This window comes from Bacteroides ndongoniae, assembly GCF_900108345.1.
Taxonomy (GTDB): Bacteria; Bacteroidota; Bacteroidia; order Bacteroidales; family Bacteroidaceae; genus Bacteroides; species Bacteroides ndongoniae.
Genome location: NZ_FNVV01000014.1, coordinates 2,176,832 through 2,195,246, shown reverse-complemented (window position 1 = coordinate 2,195,246; position 18,415 = coordinate 2,176,832). Strand labels below are relative to the sequence as shown.

The 18,415-nt window shown below is 56.3% G+C and carries 29 protein-coding genes; 16 read left to right on the top strand and 13 right to left on the bottom strand.

The window, feature by feature from the left end; all coding sequences use genetic code 11:
* From mobB to BQ5591_RS21505, 3 genes are all read right to left on the bottom strand, one after another.
* Window positions 1-1,230 (bottom strand): conjugal transfer protein MobB, encoded by a 1,230-nt coding sequence (gene mobB, locus BQ5591_RS19695; protein ID WP_071150633.1) that lies wholly within the window; start codon window positions 1,228-1,230, stop codon window positions 1-3.
* Window positions 1,205-1,648, bottom strand: a complete 444-nt coding sequence (gene mobA, locus BQ5591_RS19690; RefSeq protein ID WP_071150632.1) for a conjugal transfer protein MobA — start codon at window positions 1,646-1,648, stop codon at window positions 1,205-1,207. The genes mobB and mobA overlap by 26 nt, the downstream gene beginning before the upstream one ends.
* Window positions 1,649-2,159: 511 nt before the next feature.
* The gene (locus BQ5591_RS21505) at window positions 2,160-2,324 is read right to left on the bottom strand and encodes a hypothetical protein (protein ID WP_159434529.1); all 165 of its coding nucleotides are present in this window, start codon (window positions 2,322-2,324) and stop codon (window positions 2,160-2,162) included.
* Between the two features lie 16 nt (window positions 2,325-2,340).
* Between BQ5591_RS21505 and BQ5591_RS19685 the strand changes: the two genes are divergently transcribed.
* The 15 genes from BQ5591_RS19685 to BQ5591_RS19615 all read left to right on the top strand — a co-directional run bounded on the left by BQ5591_RS19685 (window position 2,341) and on the right by BQ5591_RS19615 (window position 13,737).
* Window positions 2,341-3,105, top strand: coding sequence for a ParA family protein (locus tag BQ5591_RS19685; protein WP_071150631.1), 765 nt, complete (start codon window positions 2,341-2,343; stop codon window positions 3,103-3,105).
* Window positions 3,106-3,107: 2 nt separating this feature from the next.
* Window positions 3,108-3,506: a DUF3408 domain-containing protein gene (locus BQ5591_RS19680; protein WP_071150630.1), complete on the top strand. Its 399-nt coding sequence runs from the start codon at window positions 3,108-3,110 to the stop codon at window positions 3,504-3,506.
* Between the two features lie 14 nt (window positions 3,507-3,520).
* Window positions 3,521-4,213, top strand: coding sequence for a conjugal transfer protein (locus tag BQ5591_RS19675; RefSeq protein ID WP_071150629.1), 693 nt, complete (start codon window positions 3,521-3,523; stop codon window positions 4,211-4,213).
* 31 nt (window positions 4,214-4,244) lie between these two features.
* Window positions 4,245-4,547 (top strand): DUF4134 domain-containing protein, encoded by a 303-nt coding sequence (locus BQ5591_RS19670; protein WP_071150628.1) that lies wholly within the window; start codon window positions 4,245-4,247, stop codon window positions 4,545-4,547.
* Between the two features lie 33 nt (window positions 4,548-4,580).
* Window positions 4,581-4,901, top strand: a complete 321-nt coding sequence (locus BQ5591_RS19665) for a DUF4133 domain-containing protein (protein ID WP_071150627.1) — start codon at window positions 4,581-4,583, stop codon at window positions 4,899-4,901.
* Window positions 4,898-7,402: a TraG family conjugative transposon ATPase gene (locus BQ5591_RS19660; protein ID WP_071150626.1), complete on the top strand. Its 2,505-nt coding sequence runs from the start codon at window positions 4,898-4,900 to the stop codon at window positions 7,400-7,402. The genes BQ5591_RS19665 and BQ5591_RS19660 overlap by 4 nt, the downstream gene beginning before the upstream one ends.
* Window positions 7,403-7,406: 4 nt before the next feature.
* The gene (locus BQ5591_RS19655; RefSeq protein ID WP_071150625.1) at window positions 7,407-7,688 is read left to right on the top strand and encodes a DUF3876 domain-containing protein; all 282 of its coding nucleotides are present in this window, start codon (window positions 7,407-7,409) and stop codon (window positions 7,686-7,688) included.
* Between the two features lie 26 nt (window positions 7,689-7,714).
* On the top strand, window positions 7,715-8,347 hold the full coding sequence (locus BQ5591_RS19650; protein ID WP_071150624.1) for a DUF4141 domain-containing protein: 633 nt from the start codon (window positions 7,715-7,717) through the stop codon (window positions 8,345-8,347).
* 2 nt (window positions 8,348-8,349) lie between these two features.
* Complete coding sequence (gene traJ / locus BQ5591_RS19645) at window positions 8,350-9,357, top strand: conjugative transposon protein TraJ (RefSeq protein ID WP_071150623.1); 1,008 nt, start codon at window positions 8,350-8,352, stop codon at window positions 9,355-9,357.
* Window positions 9,358-9,450: 93 nt separating this feature from the next.
* On the top strand, window positions 9,451-10,074 hold the full coding sequence (gene traK, locus BQ5591_RS19640) for a conjugative transposon protein TraK (protein WP_071150622.1): 624 nt from the start codon (window positions 9,451-9,453) through the stop codon (window positions 10,072-10,074).
* Window positions 10,075-10,080: 6 nt separating this feature from the next.
* Window positions 10,081-10,404 (top strand): TraL conjugative transposon family protein, encoded by a 324-nt coding sequence (locus tag BQ5591_RS19635; protein ID WP_071150621.1) that lies wholly within the window; start codon window positions 10,081-10,083, stop codon window positions 10,402-10,404.
* Window positions 10,343-11,644, top strand: a complete 1,302-nt coding sequence (gene traM / locus BQ5591_RS19630; RefSeq protein WP_071150620.1) for a conjugative transposon protein TraM — start codon at window positions 10,343-10,345, stop codon at window positions 11,642-11,644. Before BQ5591_RS19635 ends, traM begins: the two co-directional genes overlap by 62 nt.
* 31 nt (window positions 11,645-11,675) lie before the next feature.
* On the top strand, window positions 11,676-12,674 hold the full coding sequence (gene traN, locus BQ5591_RS19625) for a conjugative transposon protein TraN (protein WP_113740935.1): 999 nt from the start codon (window positions 11,676-11,678) through the stop codon (window positions 12,672-12,674).
* Window position 12,675: 1 nt separating this feature from the next.
* Entirely contained in the window at window positions 12,676-13,263 is a 588-nt protein-coding gene (locus BQ5591_RS19620; RefSeq protein WP_071150619.1) for a conjugal transfer protein TraO, read from the top strand.
* 15 nt (window positions 13,264-13,278) lie between these two features.
* A complete protein-coding gene (locus BQ5591_RS19615; RefSeq protein WP_071150618.1) occupies window positions 13,279-13,737 on the top strand; it encodes a DUF3872 domain-containing protein in 459 nt (152 codons plus the stop codon).
* Window positions 13,738-13,768: 31 nt separating this feature from the next.
* Here the strand turns inward: BQ5591_RS19615 and BQ5591_RS21500 are convergent, their stop codons facing one another.
* Genes BQ5591_RS21500 through BQ5591_RS19580 form a run of 8 tightly spaced genes read right to left on the bottom strand, consistent with a single transcriptional unit; the run spans window position 13,769 to window position 16,297 of the window.
* Window positions 13,769-13,936, bottom strand: a complete 168-nt coding sequence (locus tag BQ5591_RS21500; protein WP_158098078.1) for a hypothetical protein — start codon at window positions 13,934-13,936, stop codon at window positions 13,769-13,771.
* 4 nt (window positions 13,937-13,940) lie between these two features.
* Entirely contained in the window at window positions 13,941-14,186 is a 246-nt protein-coding gene (locus BQ5591_RS19610) for a DUF6956 domain-containing protein (RefSeq protein ID WP_071150617.1), read from the bottom strand.
* Entirely contained in the window at window positions 14,179-14,412 is a 234-nt protein-coding gene (locus BQ5591_RS19605) for a DUF3873 domain-containing protein (RefSeq protein WP_071150844.1), read from the bottom strand. Before BQ5591_RS19605 ends, BQ5591_RS19610 begins: the two co-directional genes overlap by 8 nt.
* 11 nt (window positions 14,413-14,423) lie before the next feature.
* On the bottom strand, window positions 14,424-14,681 hold the full coding sequence (locus BQ5591_RS19600) for a hypothetical protein (RefSeq protein WP_071150616.1): 258 nt from the start codon (window positions 14,679-14,681) through the stop codon (window positions 14,424-14,426).
* Window positions 14,682-14,706: 25 nt separating this feature from the next.
* A complete protein-coding gene (locus BQ5591_RS19595; protein ID WP_071150615.1) occupies window positions 14,707-15,297 on the bottom strand; it encodes a hypothetical protein in 591 nt (196 codons plus the stop codon).
* Window positions 15,298-15,308: 11 nt separating this feature from the next.
* On the bottom strand, window positions 15,309-15,527 hold the full coding sequence (locus BQ5591_RS19590; RefSeq protein WP_071150614.1) for a hypothetical protein: 219 nt from the start codon (window positions 15,525-15,527) through the stop codon (window positions 15,309-15,311).
* Window positions 15,528-15,535: 8 nt separating this feature from the next.
* Complete coding sequence (locus tag BQ5591_RS19585) at window positions 15,536-16,024, bottom strand: SLOG family protein (RefSeq protein ID WP_071150613.1); 489 nt, start codon at window positions 16,022-16,024, stop codon at window positions 15,536-15,538.
* Between the two features lie 12 nt (window positions 16,025-16,036).
* Complete coding sequence (locus BQ5591_RS19580; RefSeq protein ID WP_071150612.1) at window positions 16,037-16,297, bottom strand: hypothetical protein; 261 nt, start codon at window positions 16,295-16,297, stop codon at window positions 16,037-16,039.
* A 555-nt stretch (window positions 16,298-16,852) separates the two neighbouring features.
* Between BQ5591_RS19580 and BQ5591_RS19575 the strand changes: the two genes are divergently transcribed.
* Window positions 16,853-17,128, top strand: coding sequence for a hypothetical protein (locus BQ5591_RS19575; protein ID WP_071150611.1), 276 nt, complete (start codon window positions 16,853-16,855; stop codon window positions 17,126-17,128).
* Window positions 17,129-17,325: 197 nt separating this feature from the next.
* Here the strand turns inward: BQ5591_RS19575 and BQ5591_RS21495 are convergent, their stop codons facing one another.
* A complete protein-coding gene (locus tag BQ5591_RS21495) occupies window positions 17,326-17,466 on the bottom strand; it encodes a hypothetical protein (protein WP_159434528.1) in 141 nt (46 codons plus the stop codon).
* 13 nt (window positions 17,467-17,479) lie between these two features.
* A complete protein-coding gene (locus BQ5591_RS19570) occupies window positions 17,480-18,397 on the bottom strand; it encodes a ribonucleotide-diphosphate reductase subunit beta (protein WP_071150610.1) in 918 nt (305 codons plus the stop codon).
* Window positions 18,398-18,415: the final 18 nt, after the last annotated feature.

Below are 18,415 nucleotides of genomic sequence, written 5' to 3'. Positions count from 1 at the left end.
TCAGTCCTGCCGCCCGTACCTGCGGCGGCGTTTCTTCTTGTCAGGCTTGTGCAGGCGCGGATAGCGCGGAACGGCACCGGTTTCCGGCTCAATGACGGACAACAGCCCTCCCAGTACCTTACCGTCCGTATCGGGTTCCGGCGCAGATGTTGCTATATGTGGCTGTACCTCTTCCGACAGTCCGGGCTGCGCCACGTTGAAACGCGCTTCCAAGGCATTGGCGGAGAACTCCTTGCCGAGCCGGGAGCCGTTGAGCACGGTACGGCTCGTGTGGTCGATGAAGGTTACCCCGTAAATCCTGCCAGATTCATTGCGGCGTAGCACCAAGTCCATGTTCATGACAGCCAGACGGCGGCGGAAATCCACTTCATCCCCGGCCTTGCGCAACGCATCGGCCAACAGAGGGCGCAGCCGCTCGCGGCAACCGTCCGCCCTGATGCGCGAGGCTGACCACTCCATGCGCCGTTGCAAGCCCTCCGCACCCGCCATCCTGCCCAGCCTTGCCGACTTGATGGGGGTCGCCACCTTGTTCCCGTCCGCATCCAATGCCGTATAGACAATGCCGTGATAGGCGCGTCCGCCCGCTTCGCCCCAGACTTCCTCCATGCCTATGTTATATAAAGAGAGCAACGCCCGGAACTCGCCCATCGACTGGAAGCGGTAGAGCTTGAGCAACGGCTTGACGGTATCAGCTATCTGCCGGCGTATGTCGCCCTTCGTCGCATCCACCGGGCGGAGCTTCCACTCCTCCGCCTTCTTCTGCCCCTCTGCCGGATGCAGCTCGTACTTCAGTTCCAACTGCTCGGTTATTTCCTTGCTCCGGCGGTGCTCGAAGCGGTCGGAAATCTTCCTGCCCCCGCTGTCCACGCGCAGGGACACGATGTGGATGTGGTGGCGGTCGATGTCCTCGTGCTTGAAGATAAGAAAAGGCTGGTTGCCGTAGCCCAACTGCTCCATGTACTCCCTGCCGATGGCGGCAAGCTGCCCGTCGGTCAATGCATCGTCGGGATGCGGATTGAGCGAGATGTGGATGACCGGCTTCTCGGTGCGGTAGTGCGAGGGAAGCCATGCCGTGAAAGCCTCCATTGTTCCGCCCATGCGGAAACGCCCGTCCTCCGGGTACGGAAGCAGGTTGGCATCCAATATCTTCGCGTGCCCATTCTCCACCTTCGTCTGGTTGTAAGCCAACGCACCGTACAAGTCCTTACCCGTGCTGATTTTCGCCACCATGCCGCCTGAGTTCTTCGGAAAGTCCGACAATGCGGCGGCTGAGCGCCACCAGTTCGAGGGTCAGCTTCTCCAATTTATAGAGCAATGCCAACGCCTTTTTCTCGGTAAAATGCACATGCAGTTCCTTGACCGCCTGGTTGTAGTTCACACCGATAGCTCGGTACTGCTGGTACAGGGCGGTGAGCTTGGCCACATACTCCATCGTGCCCCGGTCGGTGCGTATGACCCGGAAGCTGTCGCCGAAGATACGCGCGGCGATGAACTTCGACTTGGACGAAAGGCCGGACTGCTCGTAAAGGGTGAGGAACCGGGCGTGCTGCGCGGCGTCGAGATTGACGGTCTCGCGGTGGAAGGCGGGCGCGGACTTGGGTGTCCGTCCGCCTTTCCTTCTTTTCGGGTGTTGCTGTTGTTCATTCATGCTTGCTGTCATTAAAAGGTGAAACCTGCCCGTCCGTGGCCGTGCCGCCGTTATGCCCCATCCTTACAATTTGCGACTTCGGAGCCAAATTGCGCCCCCTGCAAGGGCAAGCGTTTTTTGCGGCAGAAGCGGATGCGTGCTGCAAAAAACACAGCTTGCTATGTTCTGGCGAACATACGTTTTCCCCACCGGTGGAGAAAAGCGCTTTCGGGGAAAGCGGACGATAACCAGACGGAAAGCCTCCGACCACGCCAACGGATTCATGCTGCAAAGGTAGGAAGCGGAGCCGTTTGCAGCACAACACCCCGACTGGCCATATTATGCCATAGGACAGCCACTTTGCCCGGAGGATGATTCCGACGGTAGCCAGCACCTCCGTTGCAACGTTGGGACAGCCAACCGGACAATCAGACCGACAACCAAACATACCGACAACCGGGCGGTTGCAGAACCGGACAACCCGTCAAGCGGCTAATGACACAAACAGCCAGCCATATCAGCCACCGGTGCATCAGCCATTCCACCCGGCAATCATACGGATGTCCAACGGACTATCCGGACAATCAGATGTCTGACCAACCAGCCAGCCACTCCACGCCAAAGCCGAGCCACTCGCGCCCCGAAGCGTGAAATCCTTTTCCACCGTTCCCGTTTCTCTTTTCCTTTGCCGCATCATTTGAAACGGAACGGTTATGCCAACAGAAAAAGAAACACTTTACATCGCCTTCTCCACCCAGAAGGGAGGGGCGGGCAAGACGACCCTGACGGTGCTGGCGGCCAGCTACCTGCACTACGTGAAAGGGCTGAACGTGGCGGTGGTGGACTGCGACTATCCGCAGCACAGCATCGCCGAAATGCGCAAGCGCGACTTGAAAACCGTCATGGAGGACGAACACTACAAGGCGATGGCCTACCGCCAACTGCAACGTATCGGCAAGAAGGCCTACCCGGTCATCGAGGGCACGGCGGAGGATGCCGTGGAAAAGGCGGAAGGACTATTAGAGAAGCTGCCCGGCACGGACATCGTGTTCTTCGACCTGCCCGGCACGGTAAACAGCGGCGGCGTGCTGCGGACGCTGGCGAACATGGACTACATCTTTTCGCCCATCGCGGCAGACCGGGTGGTGATGGAAAGCACCCTGCGCTTCGCCACCAAGTTGAAGGACACGCTGATAGACCCGGGCAAGACGAACATCAAGGGGCTGTACCTGCTGTGGAACATGGTGGACGGGCGCGAGAAGTCGGAACTCTACGGAGTATATGAGGAAATCATCCGGGAGCTGGGGTTGCAGGTGCTGCAAACCTTCCTGCCCGACAGCAAGCGGTTCCGGCGCGAACTGACGGGGGAACACAAGGCGGTGTTCCGCTCGACGCTGTTCCCGGTGGACGGCACGCTCGCCAAGGGGAGCCATATCCGGGAGATAACGGAAGAGATACTCACCATTATCGGGAGGTAGCTATGGGGGAACGGAAGAAAATCAGTCTGACGGAACTGGACGAAAGCTCCATCGTCGCCTCGTTCAAGGAAGAACAGCCCGCTCTGGCCGTCCCTCTGGCGGTGGAGCCGGAAACGCCCGCATCCCGCCAGACGGAACAGCCGGACATCAAGCCAGCCCATGAGAATGAGAGCGAATACCTCCGCCTGTTCATCCACGAGTCGCCCGTATGCGCCCGGCTGGGCAAGACCATCTACTTGCGCAAGGAGTTCCACGAGCGGATACAGCGCATCGTGCAGACCATCGGAGGCAACCGGGTATCGCTGTTCAGCTACGTGGACAACGTGTTAGAGAAGCATTTCGCCGACTGGCAGGGGGACATCGAGCGCGAATATGAGCAACGGAATACGGGAATCTTTTAGAAAACAATCCATCTATGACAACCTTTATCACGTTATGCGTCGTGGGCTACCTGCTCTGGACAGCCGCCTATCTCCTGTATGAGCGGCATGAACGCCGGAAAAGGCAACGCGAAAGCGAGGAAACACTGCCCCGAAAAGTAGCCGACGCGGAAGACATTTTGGGCAAAAGCACATTTTCCCTGTGCCACTCCACGCCACAAGTACCCGAGAAAACAGAAACCGTGAAACCGGAAAGCGAAGCGGGTACTTTTGCAACGGAATCGGAACGATACCCCAAGGTGGTGTCCGCCGACGAGCTGGACGCGCTCTTTGCCGAAGGCGGGTTGGAACCTGTGGAGGGGCAGGACGAACCGATGGAATACCGGGAAACGGATGCCGGTGAGCCTCCAATAGACGAAGATGAAATGCTGGAAGGTCATGCGCCCAAAGCGACAGGCCTCCGTTTCGAGGACATGGGGTTGGCAGTGCGCATGGCGATGGATGACAGCACCGCCACCGAAGCAGAACGGCAGCAGGCCGGACGTGCACTTGCCGAACTCAAGGGCACGCCGATGTTCGACCAGCTCACCGCCGGGGATGCGGAACGGGAACGGCGCATCGCCTCGCTCATCGAGCTGCATCTGGCGGACTACCGCAGGCGGCGGCAACCGGAGCCTCCCGCCGAGCGTATCGTACCCGGTGATTTTTCCATTGACGACATTGTTTAACAGCGGTCTATCCGCATAAAACCAACTTTTTATGAACACAACAAAGAGAATCTTTTTCATGGCGGCCTGCCTGATGGCAGCCGGTGCGCTCTATGCGCAAGGTAACGGACAAGCGGGCATCACGGAAGCCACGCAGATGGTCACCTCGTACTTCGACCCGGGAACGAAACTCGTCTATGCCATCGGTGCGGTGGTCGGCCTGATAGGAGGCATCAAGGTATATAACAAGTTCAGTTCGGGTGACCCGGACACGAGCAAGACCGCCGCCTCGTGGTTCGGGGCGTGCATCTTCCTGATAGTCGCCGCCACCATCCTGCGCTCGTTCTTCCTCTAATCCCTATACATAAATAATATATAGAATAGGATTATGGAATATGAACTGAACAAGGGCATCGGGCAGAGCGCGGAGTTCAAGGGGCTGAAGGCACAATACCTGTTCATCTTCGCCGGAGGACTGCTTGCCGTGTTCGTGGTGTTCATCGTGATGTACATGGCAGGAACAGGCCAATGGGTGTGCATCGCCTTTGGCGCGGTATCCGCATCGATACTGGTATGGCTCACATTCCGCCTGAACGCCAAGTACGGCGAGCACGGGCTGATGAAACGGCTCGCCAAACGGCAGCACCCGCGATACCTGATTAACCGGATTAGCGTCCGGAAGTTATTCACCCCAAAGAGAAGCCTATGAGAAATATATTGAAAGCCGCCACGTTGGAAAGCAAGTTCCCGCTGCTGGCCGTCGAGTCGGATTGCATCGTCTCGAAAGACGCGGACATCACCGTGGCCTTCGAAGTGGAGCTTCCCGAACTGTTCACGGTAACCTCTGCCGAATATGCCGCCATCCATGCGGCATGGTGCAAAGCGGTTAAGGTGCTGCCCGACTATACGGTGGTACACAAGCAGGATTGGTTCGTGAAGGAACACTACCGCAGCCGGACGGAGGGCGAAAAGCTCGGCTTCCTCTCGCGGAGCTATGAACTGCACTTCAACGAACGGCCTTTCCTGAACCACTGCTGCTACTTGTATCTGACCAAGACGACCAAGGAGCGGATGCGGATGCAGAGCAGCTTCTCGTCGCTGTGCCGGGGCTTTATCATCCCCAAGGAAGTGAACCGGGACACGGCGGCACGTTTTTTAGATGCCGCCGGGCAGTTCGCCCGCATTGTAAACGACACGGGACTGGTCAGACTGCGCCGTCTGTCGGGCGACGAGGTAACCGGCACGGAGGAACAGTCCGGCCTGCTGGAGAAATACCTCTGCCTGTCGCTGGAGGACACCGGCACGCTGGAGGACATCGAACTGGGCGACGAGGGGGTGCGCATCGGCGACAAACGGCTGTCGGTCTATACGCTCTCGGAACTGGACGCGCTGCCGGGCCGGGTCGGTACGGACAGCCGCTATGAACGGCTCTCCACAGACCGGTCGGACTGCCGCCTCTCCTTCGCCAGCCCGGTGGGGCTGCTGCTCCCATGCAACCACATCTACAACCAGTACCTCTTCATCGACGACAGCGCGGAGAACCTGCAACGCTTCGAGAAGACGGCACGCAACATGCAGTCGCTCTCGCGCTATTCGCGGAGCAACCAAATCAACAAGGAATGGATAGACCTGTACCTGAACGACGCGCATTCCTACGGGCTGACCTCGGTGCGCTGCCATTGCAATGTCATCACGTGGACGGACAACCCGGACGAAGTGAAGGTCATCCGCAACGACACGGGCAGCCAGATTGCCGCAATGGAGTGCAAACCGCGCCACGACACAGTGGATGCCGCCACGCTCTATTGGGCGGGGATGCCGGGCAACGCGGCGGACTTCCCGGCGGAGGAATCGTTCTACACCTTCATCGAGCAGGCCGTCTGCTTCTGGACGGAGGAAACGAACTACCGCAGTTCGCTTTCCCCTTTCGGACTGAAGATGTCAGACCGCATCAGCGGGAAACCGCTGCACGTGGACATCTCCGACCTGCCGATGAAACGGGGCATCACCACCAACCGCAACAAGTTCGTGCTGGGCGGTTCGGGTAGTGGCAAGTCGTTCTTCATGAACCACCTTGTCCGCCAATATTACGAACAGGGCACGCACATCGTGCTGGTGGATACGGGAAACTCGTATGAGGGGCTTTGCTCGCTGATACACCAGAAGACCGGCGGGGAGGACGGCATCTACTTCACCTACACCGACGAGCACCCGATAGCCTTCAACCCGTTCTACACCGACGACCGGGTGTTCGACATCGAGAAGCGGGAGAGCATCAAGACGCTGCTGCTCACCCTGTGGAAGAAGGACAACGAACCGGCCACGCGCTCGGAGGAGGTGGCGCTGTCCAACGCCGTGTCGCTCTACATCGAGCGCATCCGTTCGGGGGAAGTGGAAGAACCCTCGTTCAACACCTTCTACGAGTTTGTGAGGTCGGACTACCGGCGGATACTGGAGGAGAAACAGGTACGGGAGAAGGATTTCGACTTGGCGGGCTTCCTGAACGTGCTGGAACCCTATTACCGGGGCGGCGAGTACGACTTCCTGCTCAACTCGGACAAGCAGCTTGACCTGCTGACGAAACGTTTCATCGTCTTCGAAATCGACCAGATAAAGGACCATCCCATCCTGTTCCCCGTCACGACCATCATCATCATGGAGCTGTTCATCAACAAGATGCGCCGTCTGAAGGGCATCCGCAAGATGGTGGTCATCGAGGAAGCGTGGAAGGCCATCGCCTCGGCGAACATGGCGGACTACATCCGCTACCTCTACAAGACCGTCCGCAAGTTCTACGGGGAGGCGGTGGTGGTCACGCAGGAAGTGGAGGACATCATCTCCTCGCCGATTGTGAAGGAGAGCATCATCAACAACTCGGACTGCAAGATTCTCCTTGACCAGCGGAAATACCTGAACAAGTTCGACCAGATACAGACGCTGCTCGGGCTGACGGACAAGGAGAAGGGGCAGATACTCTCGGTGAACATGTCCAACGACCCGACGCGCAAGTATAAAGAAGTATGGTTCGGGCTGGGCGGCGTGCAGTCGGCGGTGTATGCGACGGAAACCTCGCTGGAGGAATACCTCTGCTACACCACCGAAGAGAGCGAGAAGGTGGAAGTGCAGCGCATGGCGGAGAAGCTCGGCGGCAACATCGAGCTGGCCATCAAGCGGCTGGCGGAGGAGAAACGGAACGCAAGGGAGGGATGAGCCTATGGAGTATGCCACGTTGTTCCCGCTCGACCGCATCTGCGGACGGTGGAAAAGCCGGGGCAAGTCGCCCCCGGTCAGGGTGTACCGCGAAGGGCACACGTACCGCATCGCCCTTGCCTATCGCTGGGGAGCCGTGCTGACCGCCACGCTTTACCGGAACGGACAGGGAACGTGGGCGGAGCTGCCCGAAAGGGTGCAGGTCGCCTATGACGAAGATAACGAGCGGCTCGTGCTCGCCTCGGAAGGGGTGTATGTACGGGACTGCAAGGAATACGAATATTGACAAGGACATTTTAATCATCAACGGACATGAAAAGAATACCAATAGCAATTTGCCTTACGGCCTTGCTCTGCACCGCCACGACGGTCCGGGCGCAATGGGTGACCTTTGACCCGTCGAACCTCGCGCAGAGCATCGTGAACACCACGCGGAACGTGATACAGACCACCACGACCGCCGAGAACATGGTGAAGAACTTTCAGGAAACGGTCAAGATTTACGAGCAGGGAAAGAAGTACTACGACGCGCTCAAGTCGGTACACAACTTGGTGAAGGACGCCCGCAAGGTGCAACAGACCGTGCTGCTCGTGGGGGAAATATCGGACATCTACGTGAACTCGTTCCAGAAGATGCTTGCCGACGAGAACTACACGACGGACGAACTGGCCGCCATCGCCTCGGGCTACACGAAGATGCTGGAGGAAAGCAGCGGGATGCTCGACGAACTGAAGACGGTCGTCACGCAGACCGGCCTTTCCATGACGGACAAGGAGCGCATGGACCTGATAGACCGCATCTACCGCGATGTGAAGAACCACCGCAATCTGGTGCGCTACTACACGAACCGCAACATCGGCGTGTCGTACCTCCGGGCAAAGGAGAAGAACGACACGCGGCGCGTGCTCGACCTGTACGGAACCGATAACCAAAGATACTGGTAGCCATGACGGGAGAAAGTACATTCGGCAACCTGCATGAAGTGCTGCGCAGCCTTTATGACGAGATGATGCCGCTCTGCTCGGACATCACGGGCGTGGCCACCGGAGTGGCTGCATTGGGCGCATTGTTCTACGTGGCCTCGCGGGTGTGGCAGGCGCTCTCACGCGCCGAGCCGATAGACGTGTATCCGCTGTTCCGCCCGTTCTGCATCGGGGCGTGCATCATGTTCTTCCCCACCTTCGTGTTGGGAACCATCAACGGCATCATGAGTCCCATCGTCACCGGCTGCCACGGCATCCTGCAAGGGCAGACGCTTGACATGGAGGAGTACGCCGAGAAGCGGGAGAAACTGGAATACGAGGCATTGGTGCGGAACCCGGAAACGGCCTATCTGGTCAGCGACGAGGAATACGAGCGGCAGATTGAGGACTTGGGCTGGACGCCGTCGGAACTGAAGACGATGGCGGGGATGGCCATCGAGCGCGGCAAGTATGAAATCAAGCAGACCATCAGCAACGCCTTCCGCAGTTTTCTGGAGCTGCTCTTTCAGGCGGTGGGGCTGATACTGGACACGCTGAGGACGTTCTTCCTTATCGTGCTTTCCATCCTGGGGCCGCTGGCATTCGCCATCTCGGTGTATGACGGCTTCCACAGCACGATGGTGCATTGGATATGCCAGTATATCAGCATCTACCTGTGGCTGCCCATCTCCGATTTGTTCAGTTCGGTGCTGGCACGCATCCAGACGCTGATGATCGAGAAGGACATCGCGGCATTGACCGACCCGAACTTCGTGCCGGACACGAACAACTCGGCCTACATCATCTTCATGCTCATCGCCATCGTGGGGTATTTCACCATCCCGACGGTATCGACATGGGTGATTCAGGCGGCCGGAGCGGGCAACTACGGCAAGCAGGTGAACAACTCCGCCGTCAAGACCGGCAAGGTGGCGGCAGCGGCTACCGGTGCCGGAGCAGGGCACATTGCGGGCAAGCTGCGGGGCAAGTAAGCTCAAACGGCGTATGAGATACCCTCAGACGGCGTGTGAGCCTGCCTCATACGCCGTCTGAACAGAAAGCATCAATAACAAGAATAAAAGAAAATGGAATTCAAATCATTAAAGAACATCGAAACGAGCTTCCGGCAGATACGCACGATGGCGATAGCCTTCGTCGTGCTGTGCGCGTTGGTCACGGGCTACGCGCTGTGGAGTTCGTACAGCTTCGCCGAGAAGCAGCGGGAGAAAATCTACGTGCTGGACAACGGCAAGTCGCTCATCCTCGCGCTCTCGCAAGACCTCTCCCAGAACCGTCCGGTCGAGGCGCGGGAACACGTAAGGCGGTTCCACGAACTGTTCTTCACGCTCTCGCCCGACAAGGCGGCCATTGAGAGTAACATCCGCCGGGCGTTGTACCTGTGCGACGAGAGTGCCTTCCGCTACTACAAGGACTGGGAGGAGAAGGGGTATTACAACCGCATCATCTCGGCGAACATCAACCAGACCGTGCGGGTGGACAGCGTGGCGTGCGACTTCGAGCGTTACCCATACATCGTGACGACCTACGCCCGCCAGTCGCTCGTCAGGAGCAGCAACATCACCGAGCGGAGCCTCGTAACCCGCTGCCGCCTGCTGAACTCGGTGCGGTCGGACAACAACCCGCACGGCTTCACGATGGAGCAGTTCACCATTCTGGAGAACCGCGATTTACGGACCATGGAAAGGTAAAAGCGTATGGGAAAGACAAGGAAGTGGCTCCATTACATCCCTGACCGGATAAGCGACGGGATGCGCTACGTGTGCGGGCGGATGTCGCCCGATGTGCGGCTCATCGTGGTGGTGGCGATGCTCGTGGGATTCAGCGCCCTCTCCATCTACATCACCGTGTCGTCGATATACAACATCGGCAAACGCCGGGGAGAGCAGATGAGAATAGAACGGATGCGGCAGTTGGAACTGCATCCGGACATAAGCAAAGACAGTATCCATTTTAATCATGACAGGAAACATGAAAGAGAACAAAACGGAAAAACAGCCGGAAACGGCAAAGAAGAATGAACGCGGGCGGAAGGAGTCCCAACCGCTGACTCCCGAAGAAATCCGGAAACGGAGGAAGATGCTGGTCTATCCGCTGTTGTTCCTTGTCTTCGGCGTGGCGATGTGGCTGATATTCGCACCGTCGGACGAAGGGGAGAGCCTGCCCGACGGCTTCAACGTGGAAGTGCCCATGCCGGAGGAGAAGAACCTGCCTTCGGACAAGCGTGCCGCCTACGAGCAGCAGGACTTCGAGCGCAAGCAGCGGGAGAAGATGAGCACCCTGCAGGACTTGGCGGTGGCGGAGGATGATACGGAAAGGGAGGCCGTGGAAGATGTGTTCCAGACCGAAGAAACTGCATCATCGGGCGGGTCGTCCATCCGCACCTCGGCGGATGCCTACCGGGACATCAACCGGCAGATTGGCAGCTTCTACGAGCAGCCGGAGCCGGAGGACGACCAGAAAACGCTGGAACTGGAATGGCGCATACAAGAGCTGGAACGCCGGGCGGAAGAGGAACGCAAGGCAAAGGAAACCGCCGACGAACAGCTCCGCCTGATGGAGAAATCCTACGAGATGGCCTCGCGCTACCTGCCGCAAGAGGGTGGCGGAGCGAAGTCCGTACCCGTAACGGAAACGGACAAAAGGACGGTCAGCCCGGTCACGCAGGTGGCGGAACAGGTCGTGTCGATGCTGGCACAACCGATGTCCGATGCCGAGTTCATGGAACGGTACAGCCGTCCGCACAACATGGGGTTCCACACGGTAACAGACCAAGCGCACACGGCAGGCAGGAACAGCATCCGTGCCTGCATCCGGCGCACGGTTACAGTGAGCGACGGCAAGGAGGCGGAAATCCGCCTGCTGGAACCGATTGACGTCGGGGGCATGTATATACCGGCCAACACCGTGCTGACCGCCACGGCACGCATCAACGGGGAGCGTATGGAACTGACCATCAGTACCATTGCCTATAAAGGGATGGTCGTGCCGGTGGAACTGGAGGTATATGACATGGGCGGCATGAAAGGCATCTCGGTGCCGGGGTCGCAGGAACTGACCGCACTCAAGGAGATGGCGGCCAACATGGGTTCCACGATGGGCAGCAGCATCAACATCTCCACCGATGCCGGGGCGCAACTGGCCTCGGACTTGGGACGCGGCGCGATACAGGGGCTGTCGCAATACCTCGCCACGAAGTTCCGCACCGTCAAGGTAACGCTCAAGGCGAACCACGCGGTGCTACTCGTGGCCAAGAAATAATCTTATGTATCACTATTATTCACAAGGAAAAATGAAGAAAATTATGCTTATGGCGGCGTTCATCGCCGCAATGACCCATGCCCAAGCGCAGAGGGTCGTGGAAGAAACCGACTTGAAAGAAACGGAAGAAACGGCTGTTCCGGCAACTTCCGATGATGGCGGGGTGAAACGAAGCCCGTCCACCGGCGATTTGTTCGACGGGCTGACACGCCCGATAACCTTCGACCGGATGATACCACCGTATGCGCTGGAGGTTACGTTTTACAAGACCGTGCATATCATCTTTCCCTCCGCCATCAAGTATGTGGACTTGGGTTCCGCCGACATCATTGCGGGCAAGGCTGACGGCTCGGAAAACGTGCTCCGGGTGAAGGCCGCCCTGCGCGACTTCTCCCGAGAGACCAATCTGGCGGTGATAACCGAGGATGGGAGCTACTATACTTATAACGTGAAATATGCCGACGAGCCGGTCAAGCTGAACATCGAGATGAAGGACTTCCTGCACGACGGGGAGGCGGTGAACCGCCCGAACAACTCGCAGGAGGTGTACCTGAAGGAGTTGGGCAACGAATCGCCGCTATTGGTGCGGCTCATCATGAAGTCCATCCACAAGGACGACAAGCGGCTGGTGAAGCACATCGGCTGCAAACGCTTCGGCATCCAGTACATCCTGAAGGGCATCTACACGCACAACGGGCTGCTTTATTTCCATACGGAACTGAAGAACTCCTCCAACGTGCCGTTTACGGTGGACTTCGTGTCGTTCAAGGTGGTGGACAGGAAAGTGGCGAAGCGCACCGCCATCCAAGAGCAAGTGATTGTACCGCTGCGTGCCTACAACTACGTGACGGAGGTCGGCGGCAAGAGCCGGGAGCGCACGGTGTTCACCCTGCCCAAATTCACCCTGCCGGACGACAAGCAACTGGTGGTGGAGATAAACGAACAGAACGGCGGGCGGCATCAGCAGTTCACGGTTACCAATGCCGAACTGGTGCGTGCCCGTGTCATCAACGAACTGAAGGTGAAGTGAGATGAAACGGACAGTGTTTATTCTAATCGGCATGGCGCTGTGCCTTGTCCTTGCAGGCAAGGTGCAGGCGCAACGCTGTCTGCCGGGCATGAAAGGGCTGCGCCTGACGGCGGGCATGGCGGACGGCTTCCATTCGGCAGGCCGGCGCAATGAGCTGGGCTACCACTTCGGGCTGTCGATGGACTCGTACACGAAAGGGTGCAGCAAGTGGGTGTTCGGTACGGAGTACCTGCAAAAGTACCATCCGTACAAGGACACGCGCCTGCCGGTGTCGCAGTTCACGGCGGAAGGGGGATATTACTACAACTTCCTCTCGGATGCGAACAAAGTGTTCCTCTGCTACGTGGGCGGCTCGGCGATGGCGGGTTATGAAACGGTGAACTGGGGCGAGAGCCTGCTTTATGACGGGGCACGCATCACGGACGGCGACGCTTTCGTCTATGGCGGCGCGGTATCGCTGGAGATAGAAACCTACCTCACCAACCGGACAGTACTGCTCCTCCATGCGCGTGAACGCTGCCTGTGGGGTGGCGGTACGGGAAATTTCCACTTCCAGTTCGGGGTGGGGCTGAAATTCATATTGGACTAATAAATCATCAAGACAATGAAACGAATGACTGAACTGATTTTTACCGCCGGTTTCGCATTGGTAGCCGCCGTGCTACTTTGCGCCTGTTCCGACAAGCTGGACATCCAGCAGGTGTATGAGTTTGATTTGGCAACCCTGCCGGTGCAGACCACCATCGTGGAAGGCGGGGAAGCCGAGATACGCTGCCAGTTGGTACGCAGCGGGCGGTACGAGGAAACGGAGTATTTCATCCGCTACTTCCAGCCTACGGGCAAGGGGGAGCTTCGTCTGGAGGACGGTACAGTGCTGCAGCCCAATGACCTCTACCCGTTGCCGGGCGAAACCTTCCGGCTCTATTACAAGTCGCTCTGCACAGACCAGCAGACGATTGACATCTACATTGTGGATTCGTTTAACCAGACGGTAACCAAGAGCTTTTCGTTCAACAACGAGACGGAAGAAGGAGTAGAGAACCCGGAACAGCCTGCTCCATAATACTGACGGCTATGCTTTGTTTTGCCATTGCTTACTTGACACTTCTTGCCGTAACCGGCTGTTGCATCTGGCGTGCCATACGCCATGCCCCGACTGATACGGAGCTTTGGGGCGAGGAAACGGACTGACATGCCTGTGGTGTGAAACGGTTGCAGCCCGTCGGATTGGTTCCGGCGGGCTGCTTCTGCAAGCGCATCATCCCTCTACAATTCCTTCATTTCCGCTATGGGCATGTAATGTTCCAACCATTCCCTTACGGGCTTCATGTTGTATTCGGATGTGATGACTGCCGTATAGCCGTTTATCGGGGTGAAGCGTGTGGTCTCGTAATCGTCCACCCACTTCTTCAGGCTGTCCACGCCCCATGTGTCGATGTCCTCAAACCTACCGTCCAAAACCTCGATGGGTTCGCTAAATGTGATTATCAGCGTTTCGTAACCGTCATTCATTGCCGGCCTCCTTTCTTTCCTTTTCCGATAACCATGCATCGCGCCTGCGGCGGCATTCCTCCAAAGTCGGAGCCACGCAGGAGAACAATTCCCCATCGGATGCCCTGTAATCGTACTGCACAAGCGTGCGTTTTCTTCTCCCAAAACCAGTCTGGAATTTCTCGAATTGTTCCGTTCCTGCTGCCCGGCAGGTCGAAACGCCGTTTTCTGTCATTCTTGTAACCATCATACAATTCCTTAAAATTCGACAATCAATAAGCGGTTCTCCATGCACTTGTCCGGGTCAGATGCCATCCTTTGTTTGAGCCAAAAGTGGCTGCTCCCGTATCCGAAAGCGAAGAAGCGGTTGAACTCCTTGCTTTGTGCAAATACTTTCACCAGTTCGCGAAGCTCCTGTTCGTCCTTTGTCAGCGTCACGGAATTGATGAACTTTACCAACACTTCGGGTATCCGCTCGTCCCACCCGAAAATCATGCTTTCAATCTTTACGTCCATACATTATATATTTATAGGTGAATAATCAAAAAAGGCTCAACTGCTGCGGGGCGGTATAGCGTAACTTCAGTTCCCGCAATCCGGCTTTCAACTTGCGGATATACTTCGGGTTGTAATTTCCCTTGTCTGTCAGGGAGTGGCGTTCCGCATAAGTGTAATGCCCTTCCAGCCGATGTATTCCCGTGCGTACCGCTTCCTTGTAGTCGGAAATGGGTTCATCCCATACCGATGGGTGGCTACCGCCTCCTGCCGTGCCGGTACACCAGCTCACCGTAACGGCATACGTGCCATTCACGGACTGGCCGATGTGTATCACGTTGGATGTGTCCAACCGTATTTCCTCCACGATGGGCAACATGCCATTTATCCATCCATATTCGTTGAACTGCTTGTCCACATAGCCGAAAACAAGCCTGCGCTCGTAGGTATTCACGTTCAGCACAATTTGATGCACGCTTTCGCCGAAGCTCTCGAAATAGGCGGTCTGTTCCGCATCTTCCCGGCGGAGTGCCTGGATATAGCGGAGAATGATGTGCCGCTCACGCTTGCAGGCATGGTAGTCCGCCAAAGCCTGCAATTTTTCTTCTTTCGTCATTTGGGATATTATCTTGTCCATACCGTAATTCTTTAGATGGTTGCTTTCAGTATTTCCACGTGGTATTGGGGATTGACTTCCCACAACAGGTATTCGATGAACAGCCTGCGTGCGTCCTTCTCCAGTTCCTTGAACAGCCGGGTAAAGGTGCTGTGGTTGCCGTTGATGTAGGTTTCCACCATGTACTCGAAAATGTCCTCCACTTCATAATACTTGCACTGCTGTGCGATAGTCTTGCTGTACCGTTTCATAAGCGTTCTTATTTATAAAGGTTTATAATTATTCTGTTCAGCATCTGCGCCTTTCCTATGGTATAGTATGTGCCGCCATAGGGCAGTCCGTCCCAATAAGCGAGCATGATTGCCGCATGTTCCACCAGAAAGTCGTTGCGCCGGTGGAAACAGCCCTTGTGATAGCTTTCTGAAAGGATAACCGTCTTGTCCGCTTCTTCCAACAGACTGATGTAAAGCCTCTTGTTCGTGTCGGAATAGCGTGCGGACTGCTTCCGGAAAGGGATGGCAGCTACCAACCGTATATCGGTTAATTCGTTTCTTACCGTCAAGACTGCCTTTGCAAAAATCAAATCGCTGCCTTCCGCCATGCCTGAGAGAAAGTTACGGTAGCCCAAAGCATACAGTCTTTTGATTTCCGTCACCATGCCTGTAAAAAGAGTAAGCATGGGTTGGCTTATCCTGCCGGAGCGGTGTCCGGTAAACGAAACGTTTTTTGAAATGTCTGTTGTTTCCATGATGATGTGAGTTTAGAGTGTTAATACCCAGACCATGAAAGCGACAAGCGAAACAAATGCCAACAGGAACACAAGGCAGCCCCACAGGAAACGTACTACACCCGCAAGGAAGTTCCACACCAGCCACAACCCGACGAACCACACCAGCAGGGAGCCACCGTACAGGGATGTGCAGAATGCCGCAAGGGAGAACCTCACCGCCACGCCCACGAATTTATGCAGAGGCAGATTGGGAAGCGACTTATTTCCATTTGTTTCTCTTGTTGCTTTCATAATCACGACATTTTTTTTATGCATTGACGAGTTGGGTGAGCTGACTTATTTCGTAAGCGGGGCAAAGGATAGGGTTTTGCAGAAGCAAATTTTTTCGGTGGAATACTACCTGAGCCTGCGAAGTGTGGAGATTGTGCCTAAAAAATTTGATTAGTCCGTCAAAACCCGAAATTACCTTTGCGCACGTAATAAGTCAGCTCCCCCAACCTTTCAATAGCACATTGTGGAGTGATGGGGAATGAAAGCGGCAAGGGAAACATACCGTAGGAACGTTGATTTCTCTCCGCAATGGACTTTTCCGAAGGAGGTTTTTTAAGGATGGCAATGGATTATTGGCTTTATTTTCTTACCTTTGTGCCAGCGGTGCAAATAGCATCGTGGTAATGTTGTTCATTTACCGGCATCCAGAAATCGCCAATTTCAAAACACGAAGGTAAATGAACCGGGTAGGTTATACCTTGACGTAACCTGCCGGTTCACTTCGTGTTAAGCGTTTGGCGATGCTTTGGGTGCGGTGGCCGGCAGCGTTACGTCATTTGTTAATACCCGAAAGATATGGAATTACAAGCTACCGCCCTGAAGGGCATCGTCCGTTCTTCCGATGAAGGACTTTTCTATCTGTTTCCCATCCAAGATGTGTCCACCTTGCAGCAGACGAAGGCGCATCTGACCTGCGCCATTGATGTATTGAGCCATCCGGAGGAATGCTCGCCGGAACAGCGGCTGGATGCCGTGCGCACGTTGAACAGCCTCGTGGCGGCATTGAGCGTGCATGACGACGACCATTATAGTGCTTTCGACTCCGCCCTCGAAGGCGGCAACGTGCAATAACGGGCGGGTCGGGCAAGCGTAAAAGCCTACCTTGCGGCAAAATCGGTCAAAGAAAGGTGGCGTATGGGATATGGTGTGATGATTTGGTTCATCACGCTTGACCATGCGGCATGTTTCTACGGTTTTGCGTAGGCGGCAAGGGTATTTCCATTCCCGACGGGAACGGGGATATGCTTGCCGACGGAAATGACGGGCTTTTACATTCCGCTGCATGGGTCGGGGATTGGAATATTGTATTCTTTGCATTTATCCCAAGCCTGCAAGTCGCCCAACCCGTTTCCGTGAGTTGCCCAACTCAGCACTTTGGGTTGCTCGACTTGCGGAAATGTCGAAACCAAGGGTGTGTCTTTTTTATTCTTTCCCCATTTTCACCGTCCGTCCCAAGAATAACCCGGTAACGGAGTTGGCTCCAAGCTGCATCAGCCTGCGCTTCATCTGCGTGAAGTTCTCGCCGGTGGACACGATGTCATCCACAAGAAAGACATCGCGTCCTTGAAAATAGACGGGGTGGAAAATAAGGTTGGAGAGCTTGTCGAGGCCGTGAGTGCCTTTCATCTGCTCACGGTCTTCCCTTATCCATGTGGCACGGAAGCCGTCGGTGATTTTCAGGCGGCGCGAAAGGAGGCTGCAAAACCGGGCGAACCGGGCGGCGTTGCGCTCGCGGGTAGCCGCCGGGATGGGGATAAGCACGGCATTGGCCGCCTTTTCCTTGTAGAAAGGCATACGGGCGATGCAAAGGGAGAAGATTTTGGCGACAAGGGCTGCCTGCTGTCCTTCCTTGAAGCGGAAAACCAAATTGCTGGTCTTGCGGTCTTCCACGCCGATATTTTTGCAGCGCGTGGGGTAATAGTCGTGGATATAGAAGCACAATGCGCCGTCGATGCGCATCTTGCCCTTGAAACGGGTGTTGTAGGGGAAGAACCGGCGCACGAAATCGCTGTCGAAGGTGAAACGGAGGATGTCGCGCCAAAGGGAGAGCGTGGCTTCGTCCTGCACGCGATAGACCTCGCCGTCGATGCTCTCCTTGTCAGCCAGCCCGATGCCGATGCTCAGGCGGTCGTTGAAAGCGTCCTTCGACACGATGTACCAGTCGAAGGACTCGCATATCCGCACGATGTCGCACTCCCGGCTACATAGGAAATAGAACGTGTTGTCGGGCTTCTGGATTATCAGGAACTCGCCGGGCATCTCGGAGAGGATGAAGTAGTTGCCTACCTGGGCTTCGGGCACTTCATTGAGGGGAACGGATATGTGGAGGTCTGTTATCATCTTGGGGCTTTTTCTGCC